Origin of the sequence: Rhodococcus sp. C-2, from assembly GCF_027854095.1 — a bacterium.
Classification (GTDB): domain Bacteria; phylum Actinomycetota; class Actinomycetes; order Mycobacteriales; family Mycobacteriaceae; genus Rhodococcus_F; species Rhodococcus_F qingshengii.
This window is the reverse complement of the sequence record NZ_JAQGFI010000018.1, coordinates 83,148-103,113: the sequence shown is the minus strand read 5'-3', so window position 1 is coordinate 103,113 and position 19,966 is coordinate 83,148. Positions and strand designations below refer to the sequence as shown.

General features: G+C 62.9%; 13 protein-coding genes. 4 read left to right on the top strand and 9 right to left on the bottom strand.

Going from position 1 to position 19,966, the window contains the following annotated elements:
- Positions 1–21: 21 nt before the first annotated feature.
- From hutU to PCS43_RS29940, 9 genes are all read right to left on the bottom strand, one after another.
- Positions 22–1,695, bottom strand: a complete 1,674-nt coding sequence (hutU, locus tag PCS43_RS29980) for a urocanate hydratase (protein WP_007732742.1) — start codon at positions 1,693–1,695, stop codon at positions 22–24.
- Between the two features lie 42 nt (positions 1,696–1,737).
- Complete coding sequence (locus PCS43_RS29975) at positions 1,738–3,174, bottom strand: purine-cytosine permease family protein (protein ID WP_003940251.1); 1,437 nt, start codon at positions 3,172–3,174, stop codon at positions 1,738–1,740.
- 203 nt (positions 3,175–3,377) lie between these two features.
- Positions 3,378–4,742 carry an FAD-binding oxidoreductase gene (locus PCS43_RS29970; protein WP_065455844.1) on the bottom strand — a complete coding sequence of 455 codons (1,365 nt, stop codon included), beginning with the start codon at positions 4,740–4,742 and terminating at the stop codon, positions 3,378–3,380.
- A 16-nt stretch (positions 4,743–4,758) separates the two neighbouring features.
- Positions 4,759–5,832: a histidinol-phosphate transaminase gene (locus PCS43_RS29965; RefSeq protein WP_149357913.1), complete on the bottom strand. Its 1,074-nt coding sequence runs from the start codon at positions 5,830–5,832 to the stop codon at positions 4,759–4,761.
- On the bottom strand, positions 5,829–7,397 hold the full coding sequence (gene hutH, locus PCS43_RS29960; RefSeq protein ID WP_007732730.1) for a histidine ammonia-lyase: 1,569 nt from the start codon (positions 7,395–7,397) through the stop codon (positions 5,829–5,831). Before hutH ends, PCS43_RS29965 begins: the two co-directional genes overlap by 4 nt.
- Positions 7,398–7,506: 109 nt before the next feature.
- Positions 7,507–8,298, bottom strand: coding sequence for an IclR family transcriptional regulator (locus PCS43_RS29955; RefSeq protein WP_007732728.1), 792 nt, complete (start codon positions 8,296–8,298; stop codon positions 7,507–7,509).
- A 91-nt stretch (positions 8,299–8,389) separates the two neighbouring features.
- Positions 8,390–9,052 carry an IclR family transcriptional regulator gene (locus tag PCS43_RS29950; RefSeq protein WP_003939923.1) on the bottom strand — a complete coding sequence of 221 codons (663 nt, stop codon included), beginning with the start codon at positions 9,050–9,052 and terminating at the stop codon, positions 8,390–8,392.
- A gap of 37 nt (positions 9,053–9,089) precedes the next feature.
- Positions 9,090–10,232, bottom strand: a complete 1,143-nt coding sequence (locus PCS43_RS29945; protein WP_003940060.1) for a CaiB/BaiF CoA transferase family protein — start codon at positions 10,230–10,232, stop codon at positions 9,090–9,092.
- 11 nt (positions 10,233–10,243) lie between these two features.
- Positions 10,244–11,413: an acyl-CoA dehydrogenase family protein gene (locus PCS43_RS29940; protein ID WP_007732726.1), complete on the bottom strand. Its 1,170-nt coding sequence runs from the start codon at positions 11,411–11,413 to the stop codon at positions 10,244–10,246.
- Between the two features lie 234 nt (positions 11,414–11,647).
- Here PCS43_RS29940 and PCS43_RS29935 point away from each other — a divergent pair, with 234 nt between their 5' ends.
- The 4 genes from PCS43_RS29935 to PCS43_RS29920 all read left to right on the top strand — a co-directional run bounded on the left by PCS43_RS29935 (position 11,648) and on the right by PCS43_RS29920 (position 19,948).
- Positions 11,648–16,294, top strand: coding sequence for an NAD-glutamate dehydrogenase (locus PCS43_RS29935; protein WP_245361492.1), 4,647 nt, complete (start codon positions 11,648–11,650; stop codon positions 16,292–16,294).
- Positions 16,295–16,403: 109 nt separating this feature from the next.
- Positions 16,404–17,159 (top strand): histidine utilization repressor, encoded by a 756-nt coding sequence (gene hutC / locus PCS43_RS29930; protein WP_024487384.1) that lies wholly within the window; start codon positions 16,404–16,406, stop codon positions 17,157–17,159.
- A gap of 217 nt (positions 17,160–17,376) precedes the next feature.
- Positions 17,377–18,771, top strand: a complete 1,395-nt coding sequence (locus tag PCS43_RS29925) for a serine hydrolase domain-containing protein (RefSeq protein ID WP_230587599.1) — start codon at positions 17,377–17,379, stop codon at positions 18,769–18,771.
- Between the two features lie 97 nt (positions 18,772–18,868).
- Positions 18,869–19,948, top strand: a complete 1,080-nt coding sequence (locus tag PCS43_RS29920; RefSeq protein WP_007732718.1) for a dipeptidase — start codon at positions 18,869–18,871, stop codon at positions 19,946–19,948.
- The last annotated feature ends 18 nt before the right edge of the window (positions 19,949–19,966 follow it).

Genomic DNA, 19,966 nt, shown 5'->3' with positions numbered 1-19,966 from the left:
GGGTGAGGTGGTGAAGCTGTTTCAGTTCTCGGTCATCGGGATTCGGACGCCGCGCGTGGCCGCCGTGTCGATGGCGTGGTCGTATCCTGCATCCGCATGCCGGATGACGCCCATCCCGGGATCGTTGGTGAGAACTGCTTCGAGCTTCTTGGCCGCGAGTTCGGTGCCGTCGGCGATGCACACCTGTCCCGCGTGGATGGAGCGTCCCATACCGACGCCGCCGCCTTGGTGAAGTGAGACCCACGAAGCGCCGGACGCGGTGTTGACCAGGGCGTTGAGCAGCGGCCAGTCGGCGATCGCGTCGGACCCGTCGATCATCGATTCGGTTTCGCGGTACGGCGAGGCGACCGATCCCGAGTCGAGGTGATCGCGGCCGATGGCGATCGGCGCGGACAGTTCGCCCGAGGCGACCATCTCGTTGAACTTGAGGCCCGCGAGGTGGCGCTCACCGTATCCGAGCCAGCAGATGCGGGCCGGAAGGCCCTCGAAGGCAACCTTTTCGCCTGCCATGGTTATCCAGCGACGCAGGTGCTCGTTCTCGGGGAAGAGTTCGAGGATGGCCTTGTCGGTGGCCTCGATGTCCTTGGGATCACCGGAGAGAGCTGCCCAGCGGAAGGGGCCGAGACCTTCTTCGAAGAGCGGGCGGATGTAGGCCGGAACGAATCCTGGGAAGTCGAAAGCGCGGTCGTAGCCGGCCTTGCGGGCCTCGTCACGGATGGAGTTGCCGTAGTCGAACACCTCGGCGCCGGCGTCCATGAAACCGACCATGGCCTTGACGTGTGCGGCCATCGCGTTGCGGGAATCTTCGGTGAACTTCTGCGGATCCTTCTCCGACATGGTCTTCATGTCGCCGAAGTCGATGCCGATCGGCAGGTAGGCGAGGGGATCGTGCGCCGAGGTCTGGTCGGTCACGATGTCGATGGGGGCCTTCATCTCCAGCAGCGCCGGGAAGATCTCTGCCGCATTGCCTTCGAGGCCGATGGAGAGTGGCTTCTTGGCATCGCGTGCCGCGGTCGCCAGTTCGAGCGCGTGCTCGATGCTGTCTGCCTTGGTGTCGAGGTACTTGTGGGCGATACGACGGTCGATGCGGGTGATGTCGCAGTCGACGCAGATCGCGACGCCGTCGTTCATAGTGACGGCGAGAGGCTGAGCGCCGCCCATGCCGCCGAGACCCGCAGTGAGGGTGATCGTTCCGGCGAGTGAGCCGTTGTAGCGCTTCTTCGCGATGGCGCCGAAGGTCTCGTACGTACCCTGCAGGATTCCCTGGGTGCCGATGTAAATCCAGGAGCCTGCGGTCATCTGGCCGTACATGGTCAGGCCGAGGTCTTCGAGACGGCGGAACTCTTCCCAGTTCGCCCAGTCACCGACCAGGTTGGAGTTGGCGATCAGCACTCGCGGTGCCCACTCGTTGGTGCGGAAGACACCGACCGGCTTGCCGGACTGCACCAGCATGGTCTCGTCGTTCTTCAGCGTCTTCAGCGTGGCGACCATGGCGTCGAAGGCAGCCCAACTACGCGCTGCGCGACCGGTTCCGCCGTAGACGACGAGGCTGTCCGGGTGCTCGGCAACATCGGGGTCGAGGTTGTTCATGAGCATGCGCAGGGCACCCTCCTGCTGCCAACCGAGCGTCGTGAGCTCGGGGCCGCGGGGAGCACGGACGGGGCGCGGCTCGTGGCCGGGGGTGCTGATTTCCATTGTGTTCTCCTAGCTTGCTGAAGTTCGAAAGACGTTGGGGGATCAGACGCGAGAGTCGGTCATCGCGGTGTGATCGGGGTAGATCATCGACGAAGGGGGATTGCTCGTGCGCTTGGCGAGTGGGTAATAGATCAGCCCGGTGAACACGATGCCGACCAGCCACGAGATGTCGGCGCCGCCGAGCATGTCCGTGACGGGGCCGGTGTACATCTTCTGGGCGAGGAACGGGATCTGGGCGAGAACGCCGGCGGCGTAGCAAGCCAATGCGGTGAAGTTCCATGCTCCGTATCGACCGTTGACGTCGTACAGCGCCGGAATGTCGATGCGTTCCTTGGAGATCAGGTAGTAGTCGATCAGATTGATCGCACTCCACGGCGTGAACACCATCAGCAACACCAGGACGAAGTTCTTGAAGTTGTCCAGGAAGTCGGCGCTGGCGGCGATGGCGATCAAGACCGAGACCGCAGTGAAACCGAGGATGTAGAGGGTGCGCGCTGTGCTCGAGATTCGCGACTGTCCGTTGAAGGCGGTGACGGTGGTCAGGATCGACATGAATCCGCCGTAGGCGTTGAGCACGTTCACCGTCAGCTTGCCGACCAGGATGACGAAGTAGATCAGGAAGGCGATGGCAGCGGGTCCGGCCAGATCTCCCATGAAGCCGACCTGGTTACCCAGGAACGCGTCGCCGGCGCAGGCCGCGACGAGAGCGCCGAAGGTCATGGACCACTGCGATCCGATGACACTACCGAGGAACGTCGACCAGAACGTGGTGCTCTCGGAAGTGCTGCGCGGCAGGTAACGCGAGTAGTCGGCGACGTACGGGCCGAAGGTGAGCTGCCAACCGGCACCCAGCGAGATCGCGAGCAGGAAGGTGACTATGTCGAAGCCCTTGATGCCGACGTACGAGGCGACGTCGTACTCGAGGAACAGTCGAACGGCCAGGTAGGAGAATCCGACGATGCCCACGACGGTGGCGATCCTGCCGACGATGTGGATCAGCTTGTAGCCGGTGACCGCGACGAATGCGGTGAGGAGACCGAAGACGACGATGCCGACGGTGGGGCTGTCGATGTGCAGGATCTTGTTGACGGCCTGTCCGGCCAACACGGTGCCGGTGGCAGCGAAGCCGAGGTACATCAGGATGACGAGAACAAGCGGTACGACTGCTCCCTTGACGCCGAACTGGGCGCGACTCGAGATCATCTGGGGGAGACCCATACGCGGGCCCTGTGCGGAGTGAAGCGCCATGACAGCGCCACCGAAGATGTTGCCGATCAGAAGTCCGACGATCGCCCAGATGGCGTCCGCGCCGAATACGACGGCGAGAGCGCCGTCGACGATTGCAGTGATCTGCATGTTGGCGCCGAACCAGAGAGTGAACTGGCTGCGCGGGGTGCCGTGTCGTTCTGCATCCGGGACGACGTCGATAGTGCGTCGTTCCGGAGTGAGGATGACCTCGGCCGGTCCATCGTGAGTCATAGGCCTGTCTTTCTGCTGCGAGCCCGTCGAGCGACGGAATCGACGTCGGGGTATTGCCCACCTTCTTCGTGCTTGGTGCTTTGCGCCTTGTGCTTTGTGCGCTGGGTCACTGTCACTGCGGATAAATGTATATGCCTGTATATACAGGCGTCAATACCCGGGACCCGTTTTCGCGTAAATGCTGTGTAACACCGCGCGAGAAATCAGAAACCCTTACCCGGGTTGAGGATTCCGAGCGGGTCGAAGGCAGCCTTGATCGATCGGTGCAGTTGCATGCTGTCCTCGCCGAGCTCGAGAGAGAGCCAGCGACGCTTCAGAACGCCGACGCCGTGCTCTCCGGTCAGAGTTCCGCCGAGTTCGAGAGCACGCCGGAAGACCTCGTCCGCGGCGGTCCACACGGCTTCGGGGACCGAGCCGTCGGCAGTGCGGTCGAAGACGAAGGTCGGATGGACGTTGCCGTCACCAGCATGCGCGACAGTCATGATCTTGACCATGTACTCGGCGGCCGCTCGGTCGATACTCTCGAGCATGTCGGGCAGTTTCGACCGCGGGACCCCGACGTCTTCCACGAGACATTGCCCGAGTCGTTCGGAAGCCGGATAGGCGAGTCGACGAATCTCGAGTAGCTGTGCGGCTTCTGCCGCGTCCTGCGAGACGGCGACAAAATCGGCGCCCGCCCTCTCGAAGTGTTTCTGCATAGCCGCGGCTGCTGCGTCGGCATCGACCCCGTCGGCCTGTGCGATCAGCATCGCGGCGGTGTTGTCTTCCAACCCGATTCGTTTCCAGTCGTCGACGGCGCGCAGCGTTGCTCGATCGATCAGCTCCAGCAGGCTCGGCCCGATTCCGTCGCGAACGACCGCGGCAACCGCGTCCGCTGCGGAGCGGAGAGAATCGAAACTGCCGACGACGGTGACCGGTGCTCTCTTGGGCTTGGGCTGCAACTTCAGCGTGGCACTCGTGACGACTCCGAGTGTTCCTTCCGAACCGACGAGAAGACTGGTCAAGTCGTATCCCGCAACACCTTTGACGGTCCTTCGGCCTGTCCGCACGATCCGACCGTCGGCGAGCACAACCTCGAGACCCAGGACTGAATCGCGGGTGACGCCGTACTTCACGCAACGCAGTCCACCGGCGTTGGTGGCGATGTTTCCGCCGATCGTGGAGATCTCGAAACTGCTCGGATCAGGGGCGTACATCAGCCCGTACTCGTCTGCTGCTCGACTGATGTCGGCGTTGATCACCCCGGCTTCCACGACAGCGAGTTGATCGTCCGGATTGACCTCGAGAATCGAGCGCATGCGAGTGGTCGAGATGACCAGGCAGCCCTCGACGGCTGCCCCGCCGCCCGCCAAACCGGTTCCCGCACCGCGGGTTACCACCGGGACACGGTGAGCAGTAGCCCATTTCAGCGCCTCGGAAATGTCGGCCGCAGTTTCGGCGAGCATGACGGCCGCCGGATGGCCGGGTTCGGCGAGATGGGCCTCGTCACGGCGGTACGAGTCCATTACCGCAGGGTCGGTGATCAGGCGACTCGAACCGATCGACCGAGCAAGTTCGTGGACGGACATTCTTTTCTCCGGTCGGTCAAAGGTTGTGTGCGAGTGCATCCACAGCGGCGATCACGGCGTCTTCTGCTGCCCGCTCACCTACGGTCACCCGCACACCCTCGCCGGGGAACATCCGGACCGAGACACCCTGCGCGACGCAGGCCGCTTCGAGTGCAGAAGCTCTCTTGCCGAGAGGAATCCACACGAAGTTGGCACCGCTCGGGACCGTCTCGACGCCGCGCAGAGCCAATTGCTCACGTAGGTGAGAACGACCCGCGGTCACCGTTTCGACTATCGAATCGGTGTGTGCCGGATCGGTCAGGGCCGCGCAGGCTGCGGCCTCGGCAACGGCGCTGAGCCCGAAGGGCGGTGCAGCGCTGCGAAGATCCGCTGCGATCGCCGAGTTGGTGACGGCATAGCCGGCACGAAGTCCGGCCAATCCGTAAGCCTTGGAGAAGGTTCGGAAGACGACGATGTTGGGAAAGGCTCGAAGCAGGTCGACGCCGTCGACATCGCTGGTCGCGAACTCCCGGTAAGCCTCGTCCAGAAGGATGAGGACGTCACCCGGGATTGCACGGGCGAACGAGACGAACTCGGCGGTCGAGAACTCGCTACCGGTCGGATTGTTGGGGTTGCAGACGAGTACCGCGCGGGTCTGCGGCGTCACCGCCGCCGCCATTGCACTCAGATCGTGCCGATGTTCGGAATCGAGTGCGACGGGTACACCGCTCGCCCCGGCGATTCCGATCAGTATCGGGTACGCCTCGTAGCTGCGCCACGGGTAGACGACCTCGGTGCCCGGACCCGTGTACGCAGTCAATACCTGCTGGAGCAGTGCCAACGAACCGGCGCCGACCAATACCTGGTCGTCGCCGACGCCCAGGCGGCCGCTCAACCGAGCGATCAGCGTGTCGCCGAACAGCGACGGATACAAGTGCGAGTGTGAGGCCGCGAGATTGACGGCCTCGAGAATGGCCGCCGAGGGTGCAACCGTCGACTCGTTGCTCGACGCCCGCCACCGAACCTGCTCGAGGCCGGCGGCTTTGGAGTATCGAGGGAGTGCTTCGATTTCGGGTCGGGGGCGAGGCCTCAGCGCACCGGGCGCGCTCATGCCAGGGCGCCGATCGCGTTCTCCGCGGCCGCAACAAGTGCACCCGATGCCGCCAAGTCCACCGCGGCCTCGATCTCGGGGGACAGGAAGCGATCGGTACCCGGCCCCTGCACCTTCTCGCGCAGGGTCCGAAGGACGGCTCCGGTGGCGGGGGAGGGCTCGAGTGGGGAGCGCAAATCGATTCCTCTTGCTGCAGTCAGTATCTCGATCGCGAGAACTCGGGTGAGACCGTCGATGGACCGGCGGAGCTTGCGTGCACCCGACCATCCCATGGAGACGTGATCTTCCTGCATGGCCGAGGAGGGAATCGAATCGACACTGGCCGGGCTCGCGAGTCGCTTGAGTTCGGACACGATGGCAGCTTGTGTGTACTGCGCGATCATCAGTCCGCTGTCGACACCGGGGTCGTCGGCGAGGAAGGGGGTCAGACCGTGATTGCGTGCTACGTCGAGGAAACGGTCGGTGCGGCGTTCGCTGATCCCCGCGACATCCGCGGTCACGATGGCGAGAAAGTCCAAGACGTAGGCCACGGGAGCTCCGTGGAAGTTACCGTTCGACCGAACCCTTCCGTCGAGAGTGACGACGGGATTGTCGACAGCACTGGCCAATTCGCGCCCGGCAACCAGTCGGGCGTGATCGACGGTGTCGCGTGCGCCGCCGGCAACCTGCGGTGCGCACCGCAGTGAGTACGCGTCCTGAACTCTGGTGCAGTCAGGGCCCGCATGGCTGGCGACGATCGGGGAGTCGGCAAGCAAGCGCACCATGTTCGAGGCGGCCGCGCCCTGTCCGGGGTGGGGGCGAAGCGCCTGAAGATCGGCGGCGAACACTTGATCGGTGCCGAGCAAGCCCTCGACGCTCATAGCGGCAGCGATGTCGGCCAACTTGAGCAGATGATCGAGATCGGTGATCGCAAGGGCCAGTTGACCGAGCATCCCGTCGGTACCGTTGATCAGTGCGAGGCCTTCCTTCTCGGCCAGAACCACCGGTTCGAGACCATGGGCAGCCAATGCCGTTGCCGCATCGGTGAGTTCACCGTCGGCGGTGCGGACGGAACCTTCACCGATGATTGCCATCGCCACATGCGCCAGTGGTGCCAGATCTCCCGAGCATCCGAGGCTGCCGTATTCGTGCACCACCGGGGTGATGCCTGCGGTGAGTAGGTCGGCGTACGCCTGTGCGACTACAGGGCGCACTCCGGTTCGCCCGGTGGCGAGCGTCGACAGACGCAGAAGCATCAAGGCCCGGATCACTTCGCGTTCGACTTCCGGTCCCGAACCTGCCGCATGTGAGCGGATCAGGCTGCGCTGCAACTGTGTCCGCAGATGCGCCGGAATGTGCCGGGTGGCAAGTGCGCCGAATCCGGTGGAAACTCCGTAGACCGGTGTGGGGTCTGCGGCCAGCGCTTCGATGCGTGCACGACTTTCGGCGATCGCGGCCAGTGATTCCGCGGTCAATGCAACGCCGTATCCGTTGCGCGCGACGTCGACGACGTCGGCGATGGTGACAGCGCCGATTCCGACCTCGATGGTTCGGGTGGCTGTCTGGGTGGCAGGGGTGGCGTTCATGGGACTCCAATGATGATGCGTGGCTATCTAACAAAGTCTTGTATACGAGACTCTAGTCTTGAATATGAGACGAAAACAAGGCCCGCAAAGTACGGAACGGAGAAATTGGCTACATGTCTGCGGTCGGGGTCTCCACCATTCGATCTCCGAGATCGGCGGAGAACTCGGCGCTGACGGCGCGCACTCGGTCGGCGATCAGGGCACTCTCCTCGGCCGATTTGGAGCCGGAGAGGAAGGTGACGCCGAGAGCTGCGACCGGACGACCGTCCCGTGTGATCACGGGGCTGGCGATGCAGTTGATCCCGGATGTCGTCGCATTCTCTTCGACCGCATATCCGCTCTCACGTGCTGCGGCGAGCAGTTCTCGCAGTTCGGCGAGCGTCGACGGACCCGTTCCGGTCCGCGTCGGCCAGGTGTACCCCTCGTAGAGCGCGCTGATCTGTTCCGCATCCAGACGGCTCAGAATCGCCCGCCCGACTGCGGTGAGATGCGCCGGAAGGCGGGTCCCGATCTCGGTCACCAACCGAACGCCGGGCTTCAGAGGTTCACGTTTGTCGAGGTAGATGACGTCAGAACCCTGAAGTACCGCCAGATGGGAGGTCTCGTCGGTCGACTGAGTGAGTGCCAGCATGAATCGTTGGCCCTCACGGTGAAGTGGGCCGGACCGCATGTACGACGCACCGACTTCGAACGCCGAGACACCCAGGGTCCAGGCGCGTTGATCAGCCCAGTACGAGACGAACCGTCGATCCCGCATGACATTGAGGAGGTGATGCGTCGTACTCTTCGGCAGCTCGAGGGCGCTGGAGATTTCTGCCGTCGCCAGCGGCACACCCCGGCGGGCCAGGAGATCGAGCACGTCGAGCACGCGCTCAGCAGATTTCACGCGGCTCGTCGTCATGTGGGGTGTGTCCTTACGGGTAGGGCTGAGGTGGGAGCGGGGAACCACATTGTCTCGGATACGAGACTGAATCGCCAAGTGCTCGGGGTGGTCAGGGTGTCTGGCTGCCGAGTTCCGCGGACAACCGGGCGCAGTGCTCCACCAAGACACGACCGTGGCTGGCGCAGACCTCGTCCGTCAGACGGAATGTCGGGCCGACGACGCTGAGCGCTCCGGCTATCTGACCGACCGCGTTGTAGATCGGCGCGGCAACTCCGGTCGAGTGATCCTCGATGGTGTCGTGCGCAATGGCGTACCCGCTCTCGCCTACCTTGCCGCTCAACGCTGCGCCGACGGCGGTGCCGTCCAGGGGAACGCTCTGGCCCACCCACCCCATGTGGCGGATCGCGTGCGTGCCCTCGATCTGATCGAGATACAGCGCAGTGTCTTTCGGTCCCTTCGTCGACAGGTAGGTCGACTCTCTCGTGGTTTCGGCGATGGCCTTCATCGCGGGCCGCGCTCTCGGCAACAGTTGATTGTCACCGAGAGCGCGAGCCCCGATCTGTAGTAGCCGCGGGCCGACGCGATAGACGTTGTCCTCGCCGCGGACGACGAACTCGGTTTGTTCGAGGCTTCTGATCAGGCGAAGCGCGGTACTGGTTGCCAGATCGGTTGCCTTGGCGGCGTCGCCGAGCGTCAACCCGCCGTGCTCGACGATCGCACCGAGAAGTTCGAACGTGCGATTCGCGCTGCGGGTCACGTCGCCGGGGGCCATGTCCTACTCCAAGTGCCGAGGGATGTCTGCGCTGAATCTATCGCGAGCCCGGCAGTACCTCACCGTGGTGCTCGTCCAGCAGGGGACTGCGGCGGACATCGGGGCGTCGGCTATCACCGAACACGACGGGTTGTCGTACGTAGGAGATTTTTCCTGCTACCGGGTGCTCGAACGATTCGACGACTCCGCGATACTCGGCCTGCGCGGAGGTGAGTGCCTGCTGGACGTCCCAGATTTCCGAGCCGGCGAGGCCCGCGTCGCCGAGAATACCGACCACGTCGGCGACGGTCTTTCCGGCAGCCCAGTTTTCGATCTCCTTGCGCAGTGCCGGTTCGTTCTCGGTCCGGGCGGTGTCGTCGGCAAATCGGGGATCTGCGATCAGGTCGACGCGATTCATCGTCTGCGCCAGCTTCTCGAAACCCGACTGGCTCGCAACCGCGAGGACGAAGAGTCCGTCGTCGGCCTTGTAGGTGTCGAACGGTGTTGACACCGGATGACGGTTGCCGACGCGTGGGGGAGTGAGCCCGGTGGATTGCAGTTGGCTGTGTGCTGTCGGCAGCATGGCGAGCATGCTGTCGAACATCGCGACGTCAAGGTGCTGCCCGAGTCCGCTCGCCCGTGCACTCAGCAGGGCGGTACTGATTCCCCAGGCGGCGAACAGCCCGGCGACCAGGTCTCCGAACGACTCACCCAACCGTGTCGGCCCGGATTCCTCCGAACCGGTGATGCTCATGATTCCCGAAAGAGCCTGGACTACAAGGTCGTAGGCGGCGGCTCCGGACATGGGCCCGTCCTGTCCGAAACCGGAGATGGACGCGTACACGATCCGCGGATTGCGAGCCCGCGCAGCCTCGTAGTCGATTCCCAGGCGCTTGGTGACGCCGGGGCGAAAGTTTTCGACGACGACGTCGGCGGTCTCGATGAGCGTCAGCAGCGCCTCACGGTCCTCGTCGTTCTTGAGGTTGAGTGCCACCGAACGCTTGCCACGATTGAGCACGTTGAAGTAGATGCTCTCGCCGTCGCGGAACGGGCCGAGGTGCCGAGAGTCTTCACCGTGTTCGGATTCGATCTTGACGACGTCCGCACCGGCGTCGGAAAGCAGTGCGGTGCAGTAGGGTCCGGCAAGGACGCGCGAGAGGTCGATGACCCGGATGCCGTCGAGTGGGGGAAGTGCAGTCATGTCCGCGCCTTTCAGAACTCGGTGGAACGCGGCGACGGAGCATTGCCGGCAATGGTGAGCAACTGGATCTGCGAGGTGCCCTCGAAGATGCGGAGAATGCGGCAATCGCGGTACAGGCGTTCGATTTCCGATTCGCGCATGAAACCTGCGCCACCGTGGATCTGTACGGTTTGATCGACGATCGAGAAGCAGGCTTCGGTGGCGACGTACTTCGAAATCGATGCGGCGCGGCGGATGTCCTGACCGGCGTCCTTGACGTCGGCGGCCCAGTCTGCGGTGACGCGTGATGCGACAAGTTGCGCGTCGCAGCCACCGAGGAGTAGCTGGATTGCCTGGAAGTCGAAGATCGGCGTGCCGAACTGCTTTCGCTCCGTTGCGTACTCGCGTCCCAGTTCCCAAGCGCGCAGAGCGATGCCGTTTGCCATTGCCGCTACGTCGATGCGTGCTCGGTTCAGGGCGGTCAAGGCAATGTTGCCGCCGCGACCTTCGGTGCCGATCACGGAGTCGAGCGGCAGAACGACGTCGTCGAGGTAGACGGTGTACGTCGGGGCCGAACGAATTCCCATCTTGTCCTGCGGCTCCGAGTAGCTGATTCCCGGAGTTCCCTTGGGGACGACGAAGGCGGTGATGCCTCGGAATCCTGCGCTCGGGTCCGTCTTGGCGAAGAGCACGACCAGGTCGGCTTCCTTGGCGTTGGAGATGTACGTCTTCGATCCGGAGAGATGCCAGCCGTCGTCCTCGCGTCGGGCGACGGTACGCATCGAGGCGATGTCGGAGCCGGCATCGGGTTCTGTGAGTGCAAAGCCGGCCAGTAGTTCGCCCGACGCGAGCTGGGGCAACCAGCGATGCTTCTGCTCTTCGGAGCCGCCGACGAGAATCGGCTCGAGGCCCAGGTAGTGGGCGGTGTAGATCGATGCCAGCGCGGCGTCGGTGCGTGCAACTTCTTCGATGGCGACCAGTTGGGTTCGTGTCGACAGACCCAGGCCGCCGAATTCCTCGGGCACGGAAATGCCCATGAGGTCCTGCTGCCCGAGGCGCTTGACCAGCTGCGCCGGGAACTCCTTGGACTCGTCGCGTGCGGCTGCTCCTGGGTGGATCTCGGCGTTGGCGAAGGCTCGGACAGTGCTGCGGAACTCTGCGAGATCGACGCTGTCGGTGTCGGGCGCGGTCTGGGTAGTCACGGGGGCTCCTTCGAGGCGGAATAGTTACGAATTTCATCTAATGAAATCTAATTGCCACTAGTTGGCATGGACTGACTATGGCCGAGGGTGGCGAATTTGTCCAGGGGTGAATTTGTTGTGTCGCGGCTCACGTTCTGCAATGATCAACTTGTCTAAGCCTGTATAGACAAGTTGATTGCGGATCGAACCCACTACAAGTCGGAAGCAGCGTGGCTTTCGACGGAAGGTGCTGACATGAGCCTCGTTTCAGTCGACACGACACCGGACTCCGAGAATGTGAGGAGGGTGTCCAGTACGTATTTCGAGGGCTTGTCGGCGGATCGATACGCTGCGCTCGCCGAAGACCGCAAGCTGGCGATTGTCGCCGCGCACATGGACCTTTCGCGTCGACGAGGACACAACTCGTCGATCTCGCGACTCGCGCCGGCCGGGGAGTTAGGGGATGGCCCCGCGATTCAATACGTCGGCGACGACATGCCGCAGCTCGTCGAAGCGGTCTTGGCGACACTTGCCCGTGCCCGCGTGGAACCTGAATTCGTGGTGCACCCCGTGCTTCGCACAGCCGTACAACCGGCGCACAGCACCGAAGACGCCCGGGCCGGGGAGCGCACCGAATCATGGATCCACATAGGACTACCCGCACACTGTTCGGACGCGCAGGCGCAGGTGATCGCGGACGACGTCGCCGGAATCCTCGACCGTATCGCGCGTGCCTTCCGCGATTCCGTGCCCCTGCGGGACCTCGTCGACGAGGCGCGCGAGCAACTGGACTCGAACGGCTACGCCGAAGAAGCTGACTTTCTCCGGTGGTGCAGCGCCGGAAACTTCAGTGTCATCGGTGGTGCGCGAACTGTCGACAGTGACGAGCCGTACGCCATCGGCGTGCTCCCCGATCCAACCGGCTCTTCGGATTCGAAAGCGGCGCCCCTCGCGATTGCAGTGGTGTACCTCCGGCAAGGGTTCGGTGGATCCGAATACGCCACCGAGATCGACGTGTCCGTCGGCGACCGTGCGTACCGATTCGTCGGGTTCTTCACCGCGACCGGTATCGTCGCCGACGTCAGGCTAACCCCGCTCGTGCGAGGACGCGTCGCAGACATCTTCGAGGCCTCAGGATCCACCGTCGATTCGTTTGTCGGACAATCGATGCTGGCAGTGATTCAGTCGATTCCGGTCACAGTGCTCCTGGCGGCCGAGCCGGCCCGAATCGCGGACGCGCTGGACGAACTCACTTCCGTGGACGGCCGCACATCGATCCATCTGTTCTTGCAACCGGTGGGAAGTTCCCCGGCGACAGGGCGAGATCAAGAGTTGTCGGCTTTGCTCTTCGTTCCGCGCGAGAAATTCAGTACGACGATCAGAACAACGGCCGAGTCGGTACTCGCCGACGCACTCGGTGCCCACAATATCGAGTTCTCCAGTCGAGTCTCGGAATCCCCCTTGGCCGTCGTACATTTCACGGCCACAGTCGGCGGCGGCGCGAACTTCGCGTCGGCGCGACAAGCACGGGAGATTCGGGACCTCGTCGTCGACGCGTGCCTGACGTGGGACGAACGATTCGTTCTGGATGCTTCGCACTACGACGAGCGGCGCAGGCGTGCTCGGTTCGCCGAGCGAGTTCCGGCGGCATACAAGCAGGATTTCGACGCTGTCCGAGCCGCCGAGGACATGGCGGTGTTCGAGGGCCTCGCGCCCGGAGAAGTAAGTCCACGGTTGGCCCGATCTGTCGACGGACCGGGTACTCACCGTCTCGGGCTGTACGTCTCGGGTGATCCGCTCTCTCTGGGCGAGGTGCTGCCCGTATTGCAGAGCCTGGGCGTCGAAGTGGTCGACGAACGTCCGTACGAGATCGCACCGGTGGGAACCGAACAGTCCAGGATCTACGAGTTCACGCTCTACTACCCGAGTGCTCCGGTCGAAGGCTTCGACAACTTTGCTGCGCGATTCGGGGCGACGTTTGCCGCGGTTCGAAACGGTGACGCCGAGCCGGACTCGTTCAACGAATTGGTCGCGATCGCGGGACTCGGCTGGAAACAGGTAGTGGTGCTGCGGGCGTACGCGGAGTTCTTGCAGCAAGCGGGATTTCCTTACAGCACCGGTCGCGTCGCCGAGGTACTTGCCGATCATCCCGAGATCGCCGGCAGATTGTGCGAATTGTTCGAGAGCCGTTTCGATCCTGACGTCGTCGACGGAGATCGAGGTGCACGTGCAGCAGCGGACGTGGAAACGGCCGTGGCGCAGGTGCAAGGACTCGACGCCGATCGGATCCTGCGCGCGTTGTCCGAACTGGTCCGTAACACGTTGCGTACCAACTATTTCGTGTATCCCACTGAATCGCTCGGCGCGCTCTCGTTGAAGTTCGATTCGGAGAAGCTGTCCGTATTGCCTTTCCCTCGACCGAAGTTCGAGATATTCGTGTACTCACCCGATGTAGCAGGTGTGCACCTTCGTTTCGGTACGGTGGCTCGCGGCGGCTTGCGCTGGTCGGATCGGAAAGAGGACTTTCGCACCGAGGTACTGGGATTGGTGAAGGCGCAGGCAGTCAAGAACGCAGTCATCGTGCCTGTCGGAGCGAAGGGCGGATTTGTCGTCAAACGCCCACCGGTTCCAGGGCTGGGCGCAGACGCAGACCGAGAAGCTGCGTTGGCGGCCGGGATCGATTGCTACCGATCCTTCATTCGCGGACTACTCGATCTGACCGACAACGTCGACAAGCAGAGCGGGGCCGTTGTCGCGGCGCGGCGGGTCGTTCGCCACGACGGAGACGACACGTATCTTGTTGTCGCCGCGGACAAGGGAACTGCGAAGTTCTCCGACATCGCGAACGAGGTTGCCGCGGAGTACGGATTCTGGCTCGGCGACGCCTTCGCGTCCGGCGGGTCGGTCGGCTACGACCACAAAGCCATGGGTATCACGGCGAAGGGCGCCTGGGAAAGTGTCAAGCGGCACTTCCGTGAGCTCGGCGTCGATACCCAGCACGATGACTTCACCGCGGTGGGGATCGGAGACATGAGTGGCGACGTCTTCGGCAACGGTATGTTGTGCAGCAAGCACATTCGCCTGATCGCGGCGTTCGATCATCGGCACGTGTTCGTCGATCCGAACCCGTCGCCTGAGCGCTCGTACGACGAGCGATCACGTCTCTTTGCGCTCCCACGATCCTCGTGGGCCGACTACGACCCGACCTTGATCAGTGCCGGCGGCGGAGTGTGGGAACGCTCGGCGAAGCGCGTTCCGATCAGTGACGAGATACGAGAGGCACTGGGCCTCGAGGACGACGTCACCGAACTGACTCCACCACAACTGGTTCGGGCGATTCTGCGGTCCCCGGCAGATCTGTTGTGGAACGGCGGCATCGGAACGTACGTCAAGGCCTCCGGTGAGTCCGACCTCGAAGTCGGCGACAAGAGCAACGACGCCGTTCGGGTGAACGGCAACGAAGTGCGTGCCCGAGTGATCGGTGAAGGAGGCAATCTCGGCCTCACCCAGGCCGGACGGATCGAATACGCACGCGGCGGTGGACGGATCAACACAGACGCCCTCGACAATTCGGCCGGAGTCGATTGTTCCGACCACGAGGTGAACATCAAGATCCTTCTCGACTCTCTGATCAGCTCAGGCGTCGTCACGGACTCACGTCGTGACGCACTACTCGAATCGCTGACCGACCAGGTCGCAAAACTCGTTCTCGCAGACAACCGTTCGCAGAACGAACTGATGGGTACCACGCGGGCGGATGCGGGGGCGATGATCGGTGTGCACGGCAGAGTGATTTCCAACCTCGAATCGCGCGGGATCGTCGACCGTGTCATCGAAGGGTTTCCGACCAAGAAGCAGTTCGCCGCGGCCGAGAAGTCGGGAACGGGGCTGACGTCGCCGGAACTCGCCACACTGATGGCCCACGTCAAGCTCGATCTGAAATCCACGCTGTTGGAAGGAAGCTCGATCGACAACCAGATCTACCGCCAGGTGCTGGCGAACTATTTTCCGGAGGGCGTTCGAGTTGCAGGGGGTGACGCCCTCGACCGGCACCCACTTCGTCGCGAGATCGTCGCGACAGTGCTGACGAACAACGTCATCGATCGAGGCGGCATCACCTATGCGTATCGGCTCGGTGAAGAAGTCGGCGCTGATCCGGAAGACGCAGTACGTGCCTTCACTGTGGTCTCCGAGGTGTTCGGACTGTGGGGGTTGTGGCACGACATCAGCGAAGCCTCGATCTCGACCGCAGTGTCCGACGAGTTGATCCTGCTCACCAGGCGACTGCTCGACCGGGCGTCACGGTGGATGCTGACACGTCGTCCGCAACCGCTGGCCGTCGGGGCCGAGATCAGCAGATTCGGTGATCGCATCGCGGAGGCGTCGGCAGAGCTCGATGGCTGGCTGGTAGGCGCAGATCAGCGGAACCTGGCTGCGCGAACGGTCCTCATCACGGACAAGGGCGCGCCGGAGAACCTGGTCAGGCGAGTGGAGATATTGCTCGATCAGTTCGGACTGCTCGACGTGGTGGAGATCGCGGACCTCGCCGATCGGACGATCTCGGAGACCGGCGAACTCTATTTCCGGCTCGGTGAGCATGTTGGGCTCGTCCCGATGCTCAATCGAGTGTCGGCATTGAGCAAGGACGGAAAATGGAACGCGTTGGCGAGGTTGTCGTTGCGGGACGAGTTGTACTCGACGGTGCGGGCCCTGACCCTCGACGTCTTGGCCGACGCGGAAGCGGGTGACACGACAGCGGAAAAACTCTCGAGGTGGGAAGAAAGGAATGCGTCGAGAATCGAGAGGTCCACTCTCGCGCTCGCAGAGATCGAGGCATCCGGGCAACACGATCTTGCTGCGCTTTCGGTTGCGACGAGCCAATTGCGGCGCATGGTGGGTTAGGTCCGGCGCGGACGCTCTCGGATGGATCGGAAAGGTGCACGAGGCGGATAGACTTCGGAGGCCGAACGGGAGAACCGACTCGGTGGTTTTCGACGAACGGGTGGTGGCGATGGCGATTGCCGAAGTGGACGCAGAACTCGCCGTGCTGTTCAACGAGGCAGGCGGCGAGTCCGCCCCTGCCTACGAACGGGTCAAGAACCTCGTGGTCTCGCAGATCAACTCGGGTCGGTGGACCGAAGGCGATCAGCTGCCTTCGGAGAATCAACTGGTCAGTGCGCTGGGGTTGTCACGAATGACGATCAATCGAGCGCTTCGCGAACTCACCAGCGACGGTCTGATCGTGCGGATGATGGGGGTCGGTACTTTTGTCGCCGCCACGAAGACCGCGTCCCCGCTGTTCGAAGTCAAGAACATCGCCGACGAGATTCAGCGCCGCGGCCACCGTCATCGAACCGAGGTCGTCTTCGTTCGTGAGGAAGAAACCGACCACGGGCAGACGTTCCTTCGTGAATCGGTGGGCAAACGGGTGTTCCATTCGCTGATGGTGCACTTCGAGGACGAAACTCCGATTCAGGTGGAAGACCGATTCGTGAATCCGAACGAGGCGCCCGACTATCTGCGCCAGGACTTCACCGCGATCACCCCCAACAACTACTTGAGTGACGTTGCGCCTCTGGTTCGCGGCGAGCATGTCGTGGAAGCGGTGTTGGGTAGCCCGGACGAATGCGAGCTGTTACGCATCGATCGCGGGGAACCGTGCCTGCTGATTCGCCGCCGCACCTGGTCGGCTAACGGATTGGTCAGCGCGGCGCGCTTGATCCATCCGGGTTCACGCAATCGCTTGGAAGGAACCTTCGAGCGCTGATCGTTTCGAATGGCGAATCCTGAACACTCGCTCGTCCGATTGCACCATTTTCGGGGCCGACTTCGGTGCAATCGACCAGGACGTGACTGCGAGCACACTGAGATCATGGGTGGACGGTTATTGCTTCCGCAACCTCACTTCCCGACGAGTGAGACCTGAGCGGATCCCAGCAACGCCGTCTACGCCGCTCGCTTCCATGATCGAAGGAGTTCGACCTGTGACCGACTTGCCCAAGGACCTACTTGTCGCCCCGAAGTGGCAGGAACGCCTCGACGAACTGGCAGCCAAGCATTCGGTACCGGGCGCGCAGGTCGGTGTGATCGCGCTGGGCGAAGACGGCGCGGCGGACATCCGTGTCATCACCACCGGAGTGACGAGCCTGAACACGCGCGTCGACGTCGACGCAGACACCCTGTTCCAGTACGGATCCGCGAGCAAGATCTGGACGACGACGCTGATCATGCAGCTCGTCGACGAGGGCAAGCTGACGCTGGACACCCTGGTGGTGGAGGTGCTTCCGGAGTTCACGATCGCGGATCCTTCCAACACGAAGGAAATCACGATCCGCCAGTTGCTCACGCACACAAGCGGTATCGACGGAGACCTGTTCAACGACACCGGTGACGGTGACGACTGCGTCGAGAAGTACGTAGACGAACTCGCGACCGCGATCAGCGTCACCGAGCCCGGCGGGCATCTGAGTTACAGCAACGCGGGTTTTGCCGTTGCCGGCCGCATCGTCGAGGTCCTTCGTGAGATGACGTGGGACGAGGCGTTGGTCGAATATCTCTGGAAGCCACTCGGATTGACGCACATCATCACCAAGGCCAAGGACGCGCCGCTGTTCCGCACGGCCGTCGGCCACGTGGCCAACCCGGATCGGACGTCGCCGGACAAGGTGATTCCGACCAAGCAGTGGCTGCTTCCGCGCGGTATCGGTCCGGCCGGGATCATCACCGGATCGGTCAGCTCGCTCCTGACCTTCGGTGCTGCACACATGCGTGACGGACTCGCATTGACGGGTGAACGCATTCTGTCCGAAGAATCCGCGCGCCTGATGCGCACTCCGCAATTCGACCTGACCGCGGTCTCGAGCGTCGATCAGGCCTGGGGTCTCGGCTGGATCCTGTCCGACTGGGGTGGCGTGACGTCCGCGCAGCACGGTGGTGCGACGATCGGCCAGATCACTCGTTTTCACACCTTCCCCGAGCTCGGTCTCGCCATGGCCGTGGTGACCAACTCGCGTGGCGGCGGCGCCCTGGCCCACGACATCGAGAAGGAGATCGCCCAGGAGCTCGATCTCGTTCTGCCGGAGCCGAAGTCCGAGCCGAATGCGGAAGACATCGACCTGTCTCACATTCTCGGAACCTATGAATCGACAACCGTGCGAATCGAACTCACGCGCGGCGAGGACGGCGGATTCCAGGTGCAGAACTTCGCCAAGGTCGAGATCGACGGCGAGCCGCCGGCTCCGCCCACCAAGGTCGTGCCTCTGTCCGCCTCCCGGTTCTCGATCAGTAACGAGAGCGCTTCGGGTGAGATGGCTCATCTCACGATCGATGGCGAGCAATATCTCTACATGACAAGGCTTTTCAAGAAGATTTCCGACTAGTCGCGGCGAGATGATTCTCTCCGCTGAATGAAATCTCGGGCAGGTCGAAGGCGATGAGGGCCCTCGACCTGCCCGCACTACTTTTCGAGGAAAACTCATGATGAAACCTCTCGCTCCTTTTCCGGACGTGAATCACCCCGCGGCACTGGATGCTTACGGCCTTGCGCCGGTCATCGACGGTCACAACGATCTGGCCTGGACGGCTCGCGAAACTGCCGCATACTCGGTGGAGAATCTCGAGAAGGATTCCATCTTCCAAACCGACATCGACAAACTCGGTCGCGGCGGCGTCGGTGCGCAGTTCTGGTCGGTCTACACCCCGTGTGACCGGACGGAGCCAGAGGCGGTTCAGTACACACTCGAACAGATCGACTACGTGTACCGGATGATCGAGCGATATCCGGATACTTTCGAATTCGCGCGTACAGGTGACGACGTGCGTCGCATCTGGAGCGAGGGCAAGGTCGCGTCCTTGTTGGGCGCGGAGGGCGGTCACAGCATCGGCAGCTCGCTCGGTGTCCTGAGAATGATGGCGCGCCTTGGTCTTCGGTACATGACGCTGACGCACAACGACAACACCGGGTGGGCGGACTCCGCGACGGACACTCGAGTACACGGCGGGCTGACCGACTTCGGTCGCGAGATCGTGCGCGAAATGAATCGGCTCGGCGTACTCGTCGACCTGTCGCACGTCTCGGTGGAAACGATGAGAGATGCCATCGAGACGTCGTCGGCGCCGGTGATTTTCAGCCATTCGTCGTGCTCTCAGCTATGCGGTCACCCCCGTAATGTTCCCGACGACGTCATGCGACTGCTCGCGGACAACGGCGGGGTCATCATGATCGCCTTTGTACCCATGTTCCTTTCTGCCGAGTACAACGAATGGTTCAAAGGCGGGCGAGTCGGCCCACGACCGGCGATGACAGTGGACCATCTCGCCGACCACGTCGAGCATGCCCGAGACGTCGCGGGCATCGACCACATCGGTTTGGGCAGTGACTACGATGGGTTCGACGACTTTCCGGACGGTATGCAGGACGTATCCGGTTTCGCGGTGTTGATAGACCGTCTGGCGGAACGCGGTTGGTCCGCGGAGGACTTGGCAAAGCTGATGGGCAACAACGTGTTGCGTGTGCTCGACGAGACCAGTGCGGCCTCGATGTCGAGCCTTTCCTAGCCGTATCGACGCCCGAGA

Coding starts and splice junctions, on each gene's coding strand:
- PCS43_RS29950 (WP_003939923.1), bottom strand. CDS start 9,052: ATGGCCCCCGGCGACGTGACCCGCAGCGCGAATCGCACGTTCGAACTT.
- PCS43_RS29935 (WP_245361492.1), top strand. CDS start 11,648: ATGAGCCTCGTTTCAGTCGACACGACACCGGACTCCGAGAATGTGAGG.
- hutH (WP_007732730.1), bottom strand. CDS start 7,397: ATGAACGCCACCCCTGCCACCCAGACAGCCACCCGAACCATCGAGGTC.
- PCS43_RS29975 (WP_003940251.1), bottom strand. CDS start 3,174: ATGACTCACGATGGACCGGCCGAGGTCATCCTCACTCCGGAACGACGC.
- PCS43_RS29945 (WP_003940060.1), bottom strand. CDS start 10,232: ATGACTGCACTTCCCCCACTCGACGGCATCCGGGTCATCGACCTCTCG.
- hutC (WP_024487384.1), top strand. CDS start 16,404: ATGGCGATTGCCGAAGTGGACGCAGAACTCGCCGTGCTGTTCAACGAG.
- PCS43_RS29970 (WP_065455844.1), bottom strand. CDS start 4,742: ATGTCCGTCCACGAACTTGCTCGGTCGATCGGTTCGAGTCGCCTGATC.
- PCS43_RS29965 (WP_149357913.1), bottom strand. CDS start 5,832: ATGAGCGCGCCCGGTGCGCTGAGGCCTCGCCCCCGACCCGAAATCGAA.
- hutU (WP_007732742.1), bottom strand. CDS start 1,695: ATGGAAATCAGCACCCCCGGCCACGAGCCGCGCCCCGTCCGTGCTCCC.
- PCS43_RS29920 (WP_007732718.1), top strand. CDS start 18,869: ATGATGAAACCTCTCGCTCCTTTTCCGGACGTGAATCACCCCGCGGCA.
- PCS43_RS29955 (WP_007732728.1), bottom strand. CDS start 8,298: ATGACGACGAGCCGCGTGAAATCTGCTGAGCGCGTGCTCGACGTGCTC.